This window comes from Microbispora sp. NBRC 16548 (assembly GCF_030268985.1).
Taxonomy (GTDB): domain Bacteria; phylum Actinomycetota; class Actinomycetes; order Streptosporangiales; family Streptosporangiaceae; genus Microbispora; species Microbispora catharanthi.
This window is the reverse complement of sequence record NZ_BSSF01000017.1, coordinates 1-15147: the sequence shown is the minus strand read 5'-3', so window position 1 is coordinate 15147 and position 15147 is coordinate 1. Positions and strand designations below refer to the sequence as shown.

12 protein-coding genes are annotated in these 15147 nt (G+C 70.8%); 5 read left to right on the top strand and 7 right to left on the bottom strand.

Translation table 11 applies throughout. The annotated features are described in order from the left end of the window. Positions 1 to 39 precede the first annotated feature (39 nt). A complete protein-coding gene (locus QSK36_RS35325; RefSeq protein ID WP_285785402.1) occupies positions 40 to 3150 on the top strand; it encodes an ATP-binding protein in 3111 nt (1036 codons plus the stop codon). 6 nt (positions 3151 to 3156) lie between these two features. On the opposite strand, the gene QSK36_RS35320 is transcribed toward QSK36_RS35325, so the two are convergent. The 3 genes from QSK36_RS35320 to QSK36_RS35310 all read right to left on the bottom strand — a co-directional run bounded on the left by QSK36_RS35320 (position 3157) and on the right by QSK36_RS35310 (position 5405). After that, a complete protein-coding gene (locus QSK36_RS35320; protein ID WP_183534011.1) occupies positions 3157 to 4020 on the bottom strand; it encodes an ABC transporter permease in 864 nt (287 codons plus the stop codon). Then, positions 4017 to 4985 (bottom strand): ATP-binding cassette domain-containing protein, encoded by a 969-nt coding sequence (locus QSK36_RS35315; RefSeq protein ID WP_183534009.1) that lies wholly within the window; start codon positions 4983 to 4985, stop codon positions 4017 to 4019. Before QSK36_RS35315 ends, QSK36_RS35320 begins: the two co-directional genes overlap by 4 nt. Positions 4986 to 5060: 75 nt before the next feature. After that, a complete protein-coding gene (locus QSK36_RS35310; protein ID WP_285785401.1) occupies positions 5061 to 5405 on the bottom strand; it encodes a DUF4291 family protein in 345 nt (114 codons plus the stop codon). 124 nt (positions 5406 to 5529) lie between these two features. Between QSK36_RS35310 and rph the strand changes: the two genes are divergently transcribed. Then, on the top strand, positions 5530 to 8127 hold the full coding sequence (gene rph, locus QSK36_RS35305; RefSeq protein WP_285785483.1) for a rifamycin-inactivating phosphotransferase: 2598 nt from the start codon (positions 5530 to 5532) through the stop codon (positions 8125 to 8127). Between the two features lie 150 nt (positions 8128 to 8277). On the opposite strand, the gene QSK36_RS35300 is transcribed toward rph, so the two are convergent. Together QSK36_RS35300 and QSK36_RS35295 are read right to left on the bottom strand one after the other, a co-directional pair. Next, positions 8278 to 9546, bottom strand: coding sequence for an MFS transporter (locus tag QSK36_RS35300; RefSeq protein ID WP_285785400.1), 1269 nt, complete (start codon positions 9544 to 9546; stop codon positions 8278 to 8280). 101 nt (positions 9547 to 9647) lie between these two features. Beyond that, complete coding sequence (locus tag QSK36_RS35295) at positions 9648 to 10058, bottom strand: SRPBCC family protein (RefSeq protein WP_221263382.1); 411 nt, start codon at positions 10056 to 10058, stop codon at positions 9648 to 9650. 80 nt (positions 10059 to 10138) lie between these two features. Between QSK36_RS35295 and QSK36_RS35290 the strand changes: the two genes are divergently transcribed. Continuing rightward, a complete protein-coding gene (locus tag QSK36_RS35290) occupies positions 10139 to 11596 on the top strand; it encodes an MFS transporter (RefSeq protein ID WP_285785399.1) in 1458 nt (485 codons plus the stop codon). A 25-nt stretch (positions 11597 to 11621) separates the two neighbouring features. Here the strand turns inward: QSK36_RS35290 and QSK36_RS35285 are convergent, their stop codons facing one another. Beyond that, positions 11622 to 12071, bottom strand: coding sequence for an HIT family protein (locus QSK36_RS35285; protein WP_285785398.1), 450 nt, complete (start codon positions 12069 to 12071; stop codon positions 11622 to 11624). 105 nt (positions 12072 to 12176) lie between these two features. On the opposite strand from QSK36_RS35285, the gene QSK36_RS35280 reads away from it, so the two are divergent. Both QSK36_RS35280 and QSK36_RS35275 read left to right on the top strand, forming a co-directional pair. Beyond that, complete coding sequence (locus QSK36_RS35280; RefSeq protein WP_183534003.1) at positions 12177 to 13028, top strand: helix-turn-helix transcriptional regulator; 852 nt, start codon at positions 12177 to 12179, stop codon at positions 13026 to 13028. 121 nt (positions 13029 to 13149) lie between these two features. Continuing rightward, the gene (locus QSK36_RS35275) at positions 13150 to 14184 is read left to right on the top strand and encodes a LacI family DNA-binding transcriptional regulator (RefSeq protein ID WP_285785397.1); all 1035 of its coding nucleotides are present in this window, start codon (positions 13150 to 13152) and stop codon (positions 14182 to 14184) included. Positions 14185 to 14254: 70 nt separating this feature from the next. Here the strand turns inward: QSK36_RS35275 and QSK36_RS35270 are convergent. Further along, the coding region (locus QSK36_RS35270) for an endo-1,4-beta-xylanase (protein ID WP_285785396.1) at positions 14255 to 15147 on the bottom strand (893 nt) is incomplete at its 5' end.

Below are 15147 nucleotides of genomic sequence, written 5' to 3'. Positions count from 1 at the left end.
GAAACGGGTGGTTGGCCCGGCGGAGCCTAGACTTGCGCCATGCCGATCGACCTGAGCCTGCTCGACGGTGTGCGGTGGCGGGGGCAGCCGGTGGTCGGCGAGAGGGCTCAGGCGCTGCTCGCCGCCCTCGCGCTCGCCTGCCGGACCGTGAACGCGGACCAGCTCGTCGCGGAAGTGTGGGGGGACAGCGAACCGGCCAATCCGGCGAAGGCGCTGCAGGTCCTGGTGTCCCGGACCAGGGCGGTCGTGGGGTCGGAGGCGCTGGTCACCGAAGGGGGCGGCTACCGGCTCGAGGTTCCGCCCGACCGGGTCGACGCCGGCCGGCTGCATGGCCTGTCGGGCCGCGCGCGGGCGCTGCTCGCCGAGGATCCGGCCACGGCGGCCACGGCGGCGGAGGAGGCGCTCGCGCTGGGCATCGGGACGTTGCCGCCCGAGGGCGGCGGCCCGCTGGCCGAGGTGCGCCGGCGTGCGGAACGCGACCTGGCGTCCGCGCGGGTCGTGCTCGCCCGGGCCCGTAGCCGGAGTGGTGACCACGGCCTCGCCCTGCCCGAGCTCGAGGAGGCCGTGCGGATCCACCCCGAGGACGAAGGGCTGCTCGCCGACCTCCTGCACAGCGAGGCGGCGGTGCGCGGAACGGGCGCCGCGCTGGACCGCTTCGAGCGCTACCGGTCGGACCTGCGCGACCGGATCGGCGCCGACGTCGGCCCGGAGCTGCGACGGATCCATCGTGGGCTGCTGGCGCTCGACAGCCCCGTACGCGCCGGCGTGCGGTTCGACACGACCCCGCTGCTCGGCCGCGACGACGACCTCCGGCGGGTGCGGGCGCTGCTCGCCACCTCACGGGTGGTCTCGATCCTCGGCCCCGGCGGGCTCGGCAAGACCCGGCTCGCCCATGCCGTCGCCCGCGAGGCCCCGCAGCCGGTGGTGCACTTCGTCGAACTGGTCGGCGTGACCGCGCCCGAGGACCTGGTCGGCGAGGTCGGGTCCGCGCTCGGCGTCCGCGACTCGGTGACAGGGCGCCGCACGCTCACGCCGCAGCAACGCGCCGACATCAGGGCCCGGATCGCCCAGCAGCTCGATCTGGCCCCGACGCTGCTGGTGCTCGACAACTGCGAGCATCTGGTGGAGGCGGTCGCCGACCTGGTCGCCTATATGACCGCGACCACACGGGAGCTGCGCGTCCTCACCACGACCCGCTCGCCGCTGGCGATCGCCGCCGAACGCGTCTATCCGCTGCCCCAGCTGGGAACCGGTGACGCCGTCGAGCTGTTCCGCGACCGCGCGACCGCGGCCCGGCCCGGTGTGCACCTCGACGAGCGTGACGTACGCGCCGTCGTGACCCGCTTGGACGGCCTGCCGCTCGCGATCGAACTGGCCGCCGCCAAGGTGAGGGTGATGTCACCGGCCGAGATCGCCCGGCGGCTGGAGGACAGGTTCGCGCTGCTGCGCGGCGGCGATCGGAGCGCCCCCTTCCGGCACCAGACGCTGCTGGCGGTGATCGACTGGTCCTGGAACCTTCTCGGCGAGCGGGAGCGCCGGGCCCTCCGCTGCCTCTCGGCCTTCCCGGACGGCTTCACCCTGGAGGCGGCGGAGGAGGTGCTCGGCGACGGCGCTCTCGGCGACGTCGAGGAGCTCGTGGAGCAGTCCCTGCTCACCGTCGTGGAGACAGCCGACGGCGTCCGGTATCGCATGCTCGAGACGGTGCGCGAGTTCGGCCGTATGCGGCTGGAAGCGGCCGGTGAGACCGCCGACGCACGGGCGGCCGTACGGGCCTGGGCCGTCGGTCACGCCGACCGGCACGGCGGCCGGCTGTACTCGCCGGAGCAGGTCGACGCGGTGGACCGGCTGCGTTCGGAGGAGACGAACCTCGCCGACATCCTGCGCGAGGCCCTCGCCGACCCCGACCCGGAGACGGTCGTGGTGCTGTTCTCCGCTCTGGGCGCCTACTGGACGATCCGCGGGGACCACACGCGCACCGTCGTCCTCACCCCGGCCGTCGCCGCCGCCCTGAGCGACTGGACGCCTCCGCCCCGGCTCCTCGACCGGACCCGGCTGGCCCTGAGCATCGCGCTGTTCACCACCAGCGTCATCTCCCTCGAAGGGACCGAGACACTGACGCGGCTGCTGTCCGGGCTGGGCGCCGACTCGGCGAACCCGGCCGTACGGGCGCTGGTGACCGCGCTGCTCGTCATGGTGTCGGACCGCGAGAGCGGCCTGGAAGACCTGGCCGCCGATCCCGACCCGCTGACCCGCCGGATCGCGCTGCACTGGCTGAGCCACGGCCTGGAGAACATCGGCGACCCGGTCGGCGCCATCGAAGCGGCCCGTGCCGCCCTCGAACTCGTCGGAGACGACGGCGGTCCCTGGCACCGGGCGGTGCTGCACATCCAGCTCGCCGGCCTCTACGCGCACCTCGGTGACTCCGCGTCGGCCTCCCGGCATGCCACCGAGGCGCTCCCCGTGCTCGAACGCCTCGGGGCGGTGGAGGACGCCGTCCAGATCCGCGCCACCCTCGCCATGGCGGCGCTCGCCGAGGGCCGCCGCGACGAGGCCGCACGGATGCTCGACGACCTGGAGACGCTCGCCTCCCAGGGCACCTACGGCGAGGTCCTGGCGGTCGCCGCCGGCAGAGCCCAGCTGGCCCTCGTCGACGGCGACATCGCCGAGGGGCTGCGGCGGCACCGCGAGACGGCCGAGGTGCTCCGGAACCTGCGCATGCCGGGCGCGCCGGGCGGTTCCACGATGTGGGCCATCGTCGGCGAGGTCGTCGCGGTCTCGGCGTTCGCGGAGTACGGCGGGGGCGACGACGGCGCGGACCTCTTCGAGTCGCTGCGGGCCAAGGTTCTGATCGCGTTCGATTCGGACCACGCCTTCAGGGACTTCCCGCTGGTGGGGATGGTGTTCGCCGGGCTGGGCATCTGGGGCCTGCGAAAGGGGGCGCTGCCCGCCGAGGAGGCGATCCGGCTGCTCGTGCTCGCCGACCGGTTCGCCTACAACCGGTTCGTCCCGACCATGCGGTGGTCGGTGCTGTCCGCGCACGCCGAACGGATCGCCCCCGGCGTCATGTCCCGGATCGAGGCCGAATACGGCGAACGACGCGGTCCCGACCTGCTGGCCGAGGCTCGCGCCGTCCTGGAGCGGGTGCTCTGACGCCCGCTACATCTTGCGGGAGTACGAGCGGACCGCCAGTGGAGCGAAGATCACGACGACGACCACGCAGCCGATGACCGCCCAGCCGACCTCGGCCGTCACGGCCCCGTCGTTGAACAGGTCGCGCACCGCGGAGACGACGTGTGACACCGGGTTGACCTTCACGAACGCCTCCAGCCAGCCGGGCAGCGTCTCGGCGGGGACGAAGGCGTTGGACAGGAAGGTGAGCGGGAACATGATCATCATTGAGATCCCCTGGACGCTCTGCGCCGTACGCGCCATCGTGCCCAGCCAGGTGAAGATCCACGCCAGCGACCAGCCCGCGAACACGGTGAGTGCGACGCCGCCGATACAGCCGAGCACGCCGCCGCCGGGGCGGTAACCGATGACCAGGCCGGTGACGAGCGTCAGCACCGACGCGATGCCGTAACGGATCAGGTCGGCGATCATCGGGCCGGCCAGGGGAGCGATCCTCGCGATCGGCAGGGACTTGAAGCGGTCGAAGACCCCCTTGTCCATGTCCTCACGCAACTGCACGCCTGTCGCCATGCATACGGTCAGGGCCGTCTGGGCGAGGATGCCGGGGATCAGCACCGGGAGGTAGTTCGACACACTGCCGGAGATCGCGCCGCCGAAGATGAACGCGAACATCGCCGTGAACAGCAAAGGCTGGATGAGGACGTCGAAGAACTGCTCGGGCTTGCGGCGCATCTTCTTCAGGGCTCGCCATGCCATCGCCAGGATCTGGACCCAGGTTGCCTGCAGCGAGCTGCGGGACGTGGTGCGGGCGACCACGGCGGACGGGTCGACGCGCTGGGGGGTGCGGGTGGTCGGGGTCGCGGTGGTCGAGGTCGCGGTGCTCGTGGTCATCGGGCCGCCTCCATCTGGGGTTCGTCGGCGCCGTGGCCGGTCAGCGCCAGGAAGACCTCGTCCAGCGTCGGCTTGGCGACGCTCACCGAGGAGATGCTGAGTCCTGCCTCTCGCAGGCCGATCAGGACGTCCGCGGCCCGGTCGGGGTCGGGAAGGGGGATGTTCATTCGTCCTGATTCCGGGGTCAGGACCGGCTCCTCACCCAGCAGCCGGCGTACGACGTCCGCGGCCAGGGCGGTGTCGGAGCCGTCCGCGAGCCTGAGCTGCAGGGTCGAGTCGCCGACCTGGGTCTTCAGGGCGTCGGGGATGTCCTCGGCGACCTTCCGGCCTCGGTCGATCACGGCGATGCGATCGGCCAGTTGGTCGGCCTCGTCCAGATATTGGGTGGTCAGGAGGATCGTGGAACCGTCGGTGACCAGCTCGCGGATGGTGTCCCACATCTGGCCTCGGGTTCTCGGGTCGAGGCCGGTCGTGGGCTCGTCCAGGAAGATCAGGGGTGGGCGGGTGATCAGGCTCGACGCCAGGTCCAGGCGGCGGCGCATGCCGCCGCTGAACTGGGACAGGGGACGCTCGGCCGCCTCCTGGAGGTCGAAGCGTTCGAGCAGGTCACCGGCGATGCTCTTGGCTCGGGTGCTCGTCAGGCCCTGCAGGCGGGCGAACAGCCAGAGGTTCTCCCGGGCGGTCAGGTCCTCGTCCACCGAGGCGTACTGGCCGGTGACGCCCACCAGCTGCCGGATGCGGTGGGGTTCCCGCCGGACGTCGACGCCGAAGATCTCCGCATGGCCGCCGTCGATCGGGAGCAGGGTCGCGAGCATCCGGAGCATCGTGGTCTTACCCGCTCCGTTCGGGCCCAGGACCCCGAAGATCTCGCCTTGCCGTACGTGAAGGTCGATGCCGTCCACGGCCCGGAAGTCCCCGAAGTTCTTGACCAGACTGTCGGCCCGGACGGCGCTGAGGTCCGCCATGACGCGTCTCCTCTCTCCGCCGGGTACCTCCCGGCGTCCGAGAAGAGCTTCCGCGTTGCCGGCTTCATCGCGGCTTCACGCTGGTTTCACCCCTGACCTGGCGGTTTCACCGGCTCCGGCGTCCTTCTTCGTGGCACCGATGGCCCAGGCGAGCTCCATGGGCAGGGGGTACGGGCGTTCCACGGGAAGCATGTTCGTAACGTCCCGGCCGTCGCGTAGCGCCTGTCGGATGTCGCGGACCTGGTCGGTCAGGTCGGTGATCGACAGGACCCACTGATCGAGGTATCGGGCGACGGCTTCGCCGGACAGGCCCACCTGGATCGAGCGGTATGGCAGAGGGTTGTGGTGCGGGTCCCGTTCGGGATTCCACCGGGGACGTTCATTTCGCGGAGCATCGCGAACCGCAGGCGAGCCGGACAACCGGATAACCCCGCCACTTTCACTTTATAGCAGATCCGCGCACCTCATGAGGCGTCGGAAAGTGCTTCATACTTGCCCGTTGCGAACCGGCCCGACGAACGATGGAGCAAGCGAATTGCGCTACGTGATGGGTTTCGAGCACATCGACTCGACGAATGTCGCAGACGTCGGCGGAAAGGGGGTGCACCTGGGCGAGCTCTCGCGACTCGACGGCATCCGCGTGCCGGACGGCTTCTGCGTCACGACGGACGCCTTCCAGCGGGTCGTGGCCGAGGTGCCGTCGATCGACGCTCGGCTTGACCTGTTGTCGCGGGTGGAACCGGACGACCGTGCGGCGATCCGCGACCTGAGCGCGGATATCCGCCGGGCCGTCGAGGGCGCCGCGCTGCCCGGCGATCTCGTGGCGGCGATCGGCGAATCGCTGGCCCGGCTCGGGGAGCACGCCTCCTACGCGGTGCGTTCCAGTGCGACGGCCGAGGATCTGCCGACCGCGTCCTTCGCCGGCCAGCAGGACTCGTACCTGAACGTCGTGGGCCTGGCGGAGATCCTTCGGCACGTCCGGCGGTGCTGGGCCTCGCTGTTCACCGAGCGGGCGGTGACCTACCGGCGCCGTAACGGCTTCGACCATCGGAAGGTGCGGATGGCCGTGGTCGTACAGCGGATGGTGTTCCCCGACGCGGCCGGGATCCTGTTCACCGCGGATCCCGTGACCTCGAACCGGAAGATCGCCACCGTGGAGGCCGGGTGGGGGCTCGGCGAGGCGCTTGTCTCCGGTCTGGTCTCCGGCGACGTCTACACGGTGCGCGACGACCGGGTCGTCACCAGAGCGGTCGCCACCAAGCCGCGGTTCGTCCAGGCGTCGCCGGGAGGCGGCACCCGGGACGCACCGGTGGAGCAGCGGCGGCAGACGCAGCCGGCCCTGGCGGACGCACAGATCGTGCGCCTGGTGCGGCTGGGCCGGCGAATCGAAGCACACTTCGGCCGGCCCCAGGACATCGAATGGTGCCTGGTCGGCGACGACTTCCACATCGTCCAGAGTCGGGCGATCACCACCCTGTTTCCCGTCCCCGCGACCGATGACCAGGAGAACCACGTCTTCGTCTCCGTCGGTCACCAGCAGATGATGACCGACGCGATGAAACCGCTGGGACTCTCTCTGTGGCAGCTGACGACCCCACGGCCGATGCACGAGGCGGGCGGACGGTTGTTCGTCGACGTGGCCCCCGTCCTGGCGACACCCGCTGGTCGCGCGCGCCTCCTCGGGACCCTGGGGAGATCCGACCCGCTGATTCGGGACGCGCTGCAGACCGTCTTCGACCGCGGCGACTTCCTCCGCTCGCTTCCGGACGATGGTTCCGGCCCCGCACCCGCAGGTGACGCCCCCGCCCCGATCGAGACCGATCCGGCCGTCGTCACCCAGCTGATCCGAAACAGTCAGGCGTCCGTCGCCACCCTGCGGCGCGAGATCCAGGGGCTGTCCGGGCCGGCGCTGCTCGACTTCATCCTGGCCGACATCGCGGAGCTGAAGCGCATCCTGTTCGATCCGCGGAGCTCCCAGGTGATCATGGCGGGGATGGAGGCGACCTGGTGGCTCAACGACCACATCGAGGCGTGGCTGGGCGAGAAGAACGCGGCCGACGCGCTCACGCAATCCGTCCCCCACAACGTCACCTCGGAGATGGGGCTGGCGCTCCTCGACGTCGCGGACACAATCCGGCCGCACGCGGAGGTCGTGGCGTTCCTGCAACGCGTCGTGGACGAAGGCCGGGAGGGTGACGGCTTCCTCGACGAGCTGGCCGGGCTGGCCGGCGGGCGGGAAGCGCGTGACGCCATCCGGGGCTACCTCGACGAGTACGGCATGCGCTGCGCGGGCGAGATCGACATCACCAGAACGCGCTGGAGCGAGCAACCCGCCATGCTCGTGCCCACCATCCTCGGCAACATCAAGAACTTCGAGCCGGGCGCCGGCAAACGACGCTTCGAGCAAGGACGCCAGGAGTCACGGCGTAAAGAACAGGAACTGCTGACGCGCCTGCGCGCCCTACCCGACGGAGAGCAGAAGGCCGAGGAGACCAAGCGGATGATCGACCGCGTCCGCACCTTCGCCGGATACCGGGAGTACCCCAAATACGGCATGGTCAGCCGCTACTTCGTCTACAAGCAGGCGTTGCTGCGGGAAGCCGATCGCCTCGTCCGGTCCGGCATCCTGCGCGAGAAGGACGACATCTTCTTCCTCCGGCTCGAGGAGTTGCGGGAAGTCGTGCGCACCGACGACGTGGACGCCGAACTCATCCTGGAGAGGCGGGAGGCGTTCCGGTCGTACGAGGTGCTCACACCTCCCCGCATCCTCACGTCTGACGGCGAGGCCATCATTGGCCGGTATCGGCGTGACGACGCCCCGCCCGGCGCGCTGGCCGGTCTCCCGGTCTCGGCCGGGACCGTCGAGGGCCGTGCCCGTGTCGTCCTGGACATGGCTCAGGCCGACCTTGAGGCGGGCGACATCCTGGTCACCACCTACACCGACCCCAGCTGGACCCCCCTGTTCGTCTCCGTCGCCGGACTGGTGACGGAGGTGGGCGGCCTCATGACGCACGGCGCGGTGATCGCGCGGGAGTACGGCCTGCCGGCCGTCGTGGGTGTGGAGCAGGCCACCCGGCTGATCCGGGACGGACAGCGGATCCGCGTTCACGGAACCGACGGGTACGTCGAGATCCTCGCCTGAACCGTCGCAAGATTCGCTTGCAGTGGCGCGGCCGCCGTACGCGGATCGCGGCCTGTCCACATGTCCGCAGGGTCGCGGGAGGTGTGCGTTCGGAGCACGGCCCGGATTCCGTCAGTCGAACCAGACGACCAAGCGCACACCTTCAGGACCTCAATTCAGCGAGGTGGCCGCCTCGGGAGTGCTGTTCTCGCCGGGCGCCGTGACGCCGCTCTGGAAGCGTGTCATCCCGCGGAGCAGAAGAGTGGCCAGCGGCACGGCGAATCCGGCCGCCACGCCGATCGCCAGAAGCACCGGGCGGCCGATCGCAGTGCCGGCCGGACCGGTGAGCGTCAGGCCGAGAGGCGTCATGACCGAGGCGGCCAGCCAGTCCACGGAGGTGACCCGGGCGAGCCGCTCCGGAGGGATCTCCCTCTGGAGGTTCACCACCCACTGCACGGCGAAGATCTCCAGCCCCAGGCCCGCCGTGACGTAGCACGCGTACACGAATTCCGGCGACACCGGCCACGCGAGCGCGAGCGGCACGACGCCGTAGAGGGCGAGCCCGGTGATGGCGGCCAGCCCCGGCCGGCCGGGCTTCCATCTCATGCTGACGAGCCCGCCCGCCAGGCCGCCGACCGACAGAAGAGCGAGGGCGGTTCCGTACACGGCGTCGCCGCCGAAGGTCTCGCGGGAGACGAGAGGCAGCAGGACCTGCGCCGGCGCGATCGTGAGCATCTGCTGGAGCGCGACGGCGACGATCACCCCCAGGACCCACCGCCGCCGGACGACCTCGGAGAGGCCGTCCGCGATCTCCCGTACGGCGGACGCCCGCCGCCCCGGCGTGACGACGGGTTCGCGCAACGGCAGGAGAAGGACGAGACCGAGCAGATAGGCCGTCAGCACGGCGAGGAATCCGATCCTGGCGGACCACGCCATCACCACGTACGCGCCGAGACCGGGCCCGATCACGGCGCCGAGCCGCCAGGAGACAGCCGTCAGCGCGGCGCCGGCCGGACGCTGGGCGGGGGTGAGGACCGAGGACAGGCAGGCCTGGTACGCGGGCCGGTGGAACGCCTCCGCCCCTCCGACGAGGAAGACCAGGAGCGCGAGAAGCCACGGGGAGGCGGTGCCGCACAACCCGACGGCGGCCACGCAGGATTGGAAACCCAGTGAGGCGACCATCACCGTACGGCGTGGCAGCCGGTCCGCCCACAGCCCGCCGAGCAACGCGAACACGATCAACGCGATCCACCGGCAGGTGAAGATCGCGCCGACGGTCGAAGCGGTGCCACCCGCGTTGAGGGCCGCGATGGTGACCGTGACCGGGAAGATCTGGTCGGCCGCCACCGACATCGTGAAGCTGAGCCACAGCAGGCGGAATTCGCGATTTCGCGCCAGAGACCCGCCCGCGGAACCGGTCAGGCCTATGAGCTTTAGCAAGCGACTGCGCATGCTACGAAATGAATCCCGATCGAGCGGAAGGCGCAAGGAAATGCCCTTCGCCGCCTCGCCGGTTCCGTCACCTCACCAGGAAAGCGGGATTACTGTGCTTGAGCGGCGGATTCCAGTATGTGCTTCAACCGGGTGAGGTCGGCCTGGACGAGGCCGGCGTCGCGGGCGAAGTCCTCGTCGTTCACACCCGGAAGGCGGCGCAGGGTGAAGACCACCTCGCAGGCGTCGCCGTCGGGAATGACCCGCATCGGGTTGTAGACGACCTGCCCGGAGGGCAGCGTGACGTCGTGGTCGAGAACGCCGTACTCGTTTCGCTCCGCGAAGGCCAGGCCGACCCGGCCCGAGGGGGTCTCCACATACCACTGTCCCTCGACGTTCTCCACCGAGCTGCCGAGCCCCGGAGCCCATTCCGGGAGGTTGGCCGGGTTCGACGCGTATTCGTAGACGTCGGCCGCGTGCCGGTCGATCCACACGCTGATGTGCCTGGATTCCGAAGCCATGCACGCCATCATGCCGGAGCCGGTCACGGCCCGCCGCTGTGCTTGACCTCGAGCGCGCTCGAATTCCTAGCGTCGCGGTCATGACTGCTTCGATCCCGCTACGGCCCGACGTGGGCGAGCTCAGCCGGCGCCGCCGGTTCCTGGTGCTCGCCATCTGCTGCGCCAGCATCGTCGTCGTGGTGATGGACATCTCCATCGTCAACGTCGCGCTGCCGGCGATTCGCCGCGACCTGAACGCCTCGGTGTCCGGCCTGCAGTGGACGATCGACGCGTACACGCTGGTGCTGGCCGGTTTCCTGGTGCTGGCCGGGTCCATGGCCGACCGGGTGGGCCGCCGGCGCGTCTTCCAGATCGGCCTGGCCGCCTTCGGGCTCGGCTCGCTGCTCTGCGGCCTGGCGCCCAGCACCGGCTGGCTGATCGCGGCGCGTGCGCTGCAGGCCGTCGGCGGCACGATGCTCAACCCTGTGGCGATGGCGATCGTCGCCGACACCTTCCCCGAACCGGCCGAGCGGGCCAGGGCCATCGGCGTGTTCGGCTCCATGAGCGGCCTGGCGCTGGCACTGGGCCCGATCCTCGGCGGCGCCCTGGTCGACGGCTTCGGCTGGCGCTCGGTCTTCTGGATCAATGTGCCGATCGCGGCCGCCGCGATCGCGTGCACCGCGTTGTTCGTGCCCGAGTCCCGCGCCGCAAGGGCGCGCCGGTTCGACCCGGTGGGACAGGCCCTGATGATCCTGCTGCTGGGCGGCGTCGTCTACGCGGTCATCGAGTCCAGGGCGATGGGCTGGACCTCGCCGGTCATCCTCGGCCTGCTCGCCGTCGCCGTAGTCGCCGTGCTGGGCATCCTCGCCTACGAGCCGCGCCGCGCCGACCCGCTGCTTGAGCTGCGCCTGTTTCGCAGCGTGCCGTTCGGCGCCGCGATCCTGATGGCGCTGTTCGCCCTGTGCGGGTTCGGGGCGTTCCTGTTCGTGACCACCCAGTATCTGCAGGACGTGCGCGGCATGCCGGCGCTGGCGGCCGGGCTGTGCCTGCTCCCGGTCGGCGCGCTGGTCGTGCTGCTCTCCCCGCTCACCGGCCGGCTGGTCGGCACCCGCGGTCCCCGGCTGCCGCTGGTGGTCGCCGGGAGCGCGCTGGCGCTGGGCGGCGGCGCGTCACTCTGGCTCGGACCGGCCACCCCGCTGCCGGCGGTGCTCGCGACCTATCTGCTGTTCGGCGTCTTCCTGGGCACCGTCAACCCGCCGATCACCAACACGGCGGTCTCCGGCATGCCCCGCTCGATGGCCGGGGTGGCGGCCTCGCTGGCCTCGGCCGGCCGGCAGACCGGCACCACCCTGGGCGTCGCGATCGCCGGAACGCTCCTGGGATCGGCCGTGGCCCGCGGCGGCACGGCCTACACCAGCGCGGAGCACGGCGTGTGGTGGCTGGTGCTCGGACTCGGCGCCGGCATCCTGACCCTCGCGCTGCTCAGCACCGGGCGCCGGGCTCAGGACACCGCCGTACGGGCGGCGGCCCTGTTCGAGGACCTCGACCGGCGCCGGTGACTCGGGCCAGAGTTCCCGTCCGTCGTCAGTCCGGAGATCCCAGGGCCGCCAGGCCGGATCGCACCGCTTCGGCGTCCCGGTCGAGCAGGCCTCGGTCCCTGGTGCCCCAGTCGGCCTCTATCCGGAAGCCATCCTCCTTGAACCGGGGGAACACATGCAGGTGGAGATGGAAGACCTCCTGGAAGGCGGCCTTGCCGTCCGCCAGGAAGATGTTCACGCCCTCGCATCGAAGGCCCGAGCGCCGCAGAGCCCGCCCCATGCGGTGGCCGATCCTCCAGACGTGTGCGCTCGTCTTCTCGTCCAGGTCTTCCAGGCCGACGGCGTGAACGCGGGGAATCACGAGAAGGTGGCCGGGCGTCACCGCCCCGATGGTCATGATCACCATCACGCGGTCGTCCGCGTAGGGGATGCTCGCCTCGGCCTCACCGCGGAGGATCGCGCAGAAGACACAGCCAGGTTCCTCATGCTCTCTCATACGCACATGGTGCAGAGCCGGTCAGGAGACGCAAGAGGGCCTCGGGGTCTTCGATTGGACGTCCTCCGGCCGGTCCTGGGAGCGCTCGGGTGCACACTGGTGTGCATGGCGACGGGAGGAATGACCGGAGCGTTCGGCGAGGCGGTACGCCGCTGGCGCGACCGGGTCGCGCCCGAGACCGCCGGACTGCCCGCGGCCGGACAGCGGCGCGCGGCCGGACTGCGCCGTGAGGAGCTGGCCCTGCTGGCCGGGATCTCCGTCGACTACGTCACCCGGCTCGAACAGGGCCGTGCGTCCCACCCGTCGGCCCAGGTCGTCGAGGCCCTCGCCCGGGCCCTGCGGCTGTCGGGCACCGAGCGCGCGCACCTGTTCCGGCTGGCCGGGCTGGCACCGCCGGGCCCGGAGACGGTGCCGGCACACATCACGCCGAGCGTCCGGCGGCTGCTGGACCGGCTGGCCGGCACCCCCGTCGCGGTCTTCGACGTGTGCTGGACGCTGCTCCTGGCCAACCCGCCGTACGCCGCGTTGATGGGCGACCCGTCGGAGTGGCGCGGTGACCAGCGCAACGCGGTGTGGCGGCACTTCCTCGGCCCCGGGAGCCGGACCCGGCACACTCCGGAGTCCCTGCGGGCGTTCGAGGCGGCCCTGGTCGCCGACCTGCGCGCGACCGCCGACCGCTACCCCGCCGACCAGCGGCTGCGGCGGCTGGTCGCGGATCTGCGCGCGAACAGCCAGCGGTTCGCCGAGCTGTGGGATTCCGGTGCCGTCGACCGGCACGAGGCCGGGCGCAAGACCATCGACCATCCGGACGTCGGTCCCCTGACATTGGACTGCGACGTGCTCACCGTGACGGGCAGCGACCTGCGCATCATGGTCTACACGGCCGAGCCCGGCACCGAGGACGCCGAACGCCTCGCGTCCCTCACCGCACTCGGTGCGCCGACACTCGCCGGATAAACCGGTTTCCGAAAACTTTCGTGGGCGACAACAGGACGAACTCGGCCGCCGACTGAAATTATTCGGCCGATCACCGAAACATTCAGAGTTTTACCCGCGACTCGACGTTAGACTGCGCCTTGTGACCGTTGTCGACGAGCCGCCCGCATCCGACCCAGAACCGCTGACCCTCGCACAGCTCGCCGAACTCGCGGGAGTGTCGAAGGCGACGGTCTCCAAGGTGGTGAACGGCAGGTCCGCGGTGGCGCCGGAGACGCGCGCCCTCATCGAGGGCCTCATCCGTGAGCACGGCTTCCGCAGGCAGCGGCGGCGCTCCAGCCCCGCCGCCGTGCTGGAGCTGGTCTTCCACGAACTGGCGGGCGACTACCCGACGGAGATCGCCCGGGGGGTGGGACAGGTCGCGCGCGAGCATCACATGGCCGTGGCGATCTCCGAGTTACAGGGCAACCACGTCCCCGGCGCCGACTGGCTCGAAGACGTGCTCGGCCGCCGCCCCGCCGGCGTCATCGCGGTCTTCTCCAGCCTGACCGACGTCCAGCGTGAGCGGCTCGCCACTCACAAGATCCCCCTCGTCCTCCTCGACCCGACCGGCGACCCGGGACACCGCGTCCCCTCGGTGGGCGCGGGCAATTGGAACGGCGGGCTCACCGCCACCCGCCACCTGCTTGATCTGGGTCACCGGCGGATCGCCATCATCACCGGGCCGTCGCACGCGCTGTCCAGCCGGGCGCGTCTCGACGGCTACCGCGCCGCGCTCGACACGGCCGGGGTGCCCGTCGACCCGGATCTGATCTGCCAGGGCGACTACCAGATCGAGGACGGCCTGACGCACACCCACCGGCTGCTGCGTCTGTCCGACCCGCCCACGGCCGTCTTCGCCTCCAACGACGGCCAGGCCATCGGGGTCTACCACGCGGCCCACCAGATGGGGCTGCGCATCCCTGAGGACCTCAGCGTCGTCGGATTCGACGACATGCCGCCGGTGCGGTGGGCCATTCCGCCGCTGACCACGATCCACCAGCCGCTGACCGAGATGGCGGGGGCGGCGGCCGCCATGCTGGTGACGCTCGCCAGGGGCGAGCCCCTCCCCCACCACCGCAAGGAGTTCGCCACGACCCTCGTCGTACGCGAGAGCACCGCTCCTCCGAAGCACTGAAGGCGAACCTCCGGCGCGACGGGGTACGCCGCACCGGAGGTGCCGGAGCTAGGGTTCCTGGTACAGGCCGTCAGGGGCTGGTGCAGGTGACGGACGGCGTGGCCGCGCTACCGTTGGCGGTGAAGCCGAAGGTGGTGGACGCCCCGGCCGCGATCGAGCCGTTGTAGTCCGCGTTGCGGACGGTCACGGAGGACCCGGACCCGCTCTGCGTGCCGTTCCACAGGCTGCTGATGCTCTGCCCGCTCGGCCAGGTCCACTTCACGGTCCAGCCGTTGACCGCCGCGCTGCCCGCCCGTACGGTCACCGTCGACTGGAACCCGCCCGGCCAGCTGTTGGTCGTCTCGATCGTCGCCGAGCACGCCCCCGTCACCGGAGACGGCGTCGAGGACGGGCTGGTACGCGGGGACGGACTGGTGTTCGGGCTCGTGTTCGGAGACGGGCTCGTGTTCGGCGACGGGCTCGTGTTCGGGGTCGCGGCGTTGAGGGCGTCGAGGACGGCCGTGTACGCCTGCTTCTTGTTGTAGTTGCCGTCGAACAGCAGCGGGGTGTCACCGCTGCGCCAGGAGTACTTGTCGGTGATGCCCCACACGGTGATGCCGGTGCAGCGGGGCACGGCCGTGCATGCCTGGGTGACGCGGCGGTAGGCGTCGGCCTGGGTCGAGCCGGAGCCGCCGACGTCGAGCTCGGTGATCTGCACGTCGACGCCGAGCGCGGCGAACTGGGCGATGTTCTGCTGGTAGTTCGACGGGGGGTTGCCGAAGTGCGACTGCAGGCCCACGCAGTCGATCGGCACGCCGCGCGCCTTGAAGTCCTTGACCATGTTGTAGACGCCTTGGGTCTTGGCGGCGGTGGCGTTGTCGATGTTGTAGTCGTTGTAGCACAGCTTGACGTTCGGGTCGGCGGCCCGCGCGGCGCGGAAGGCCTCCTCGATGAAGCCGTTGCCGAGCTTCTGGGTGAAGATCG

Bases quoted from the DNA above. Each gene is read 5' to 3' on its own strand.
- QSK36_RS35325 (WP_285785402.1), top strand. From the start codon at position 40: ATGCCGATCGACCTGAGCCTGCTCGACGGTGTGCGGTGGCGGGGGCAG.
- QSK36_RS35320 (WP_183534011.1), bottom strand. From the start codon at position 4,020: ATGACCACGAGCACCGCGACCTCGACCACCGCGACCCCGACCACCCGC.
- QSK36_RS35315 (WP_183534009.1), bottom strand. From the start codon at position 4,985: ATGGCGGACCTCAGCGCCGTCCGGGCCGACAGTCTGGTCAAGAACTTC.
- QSK36_RS35295 (WP_221263382.1), bottom strand. From the start codon at position 10,058: ATGGCTTCGGAATCCAGGCACATCAGCGTGTGGATCGACCGGCACGCG.
- QSK36_RS35290 (WP_285785399.1), top strand. From the start codon at position 10,139: ATGACTGCTTCGATCCCGCTACGGCCCGACGTGGGCGAGCTCAGCCGG.
- QSK36_RS35285 (WP_285785398.1), bottom strand. From the start codon at position 12,071: ATGAGAGAGCATGAGGAACCTGGCTGTGTCTTCTGCGCGATCCTCCGC.
- QSK36_RS35280 (WP_183534003.1), top strand. From the start codon at position 12,177: ATGGCGACGGGAGGAATGACCGGAGCGTTCGGCGAGGCGGTACGCCGC.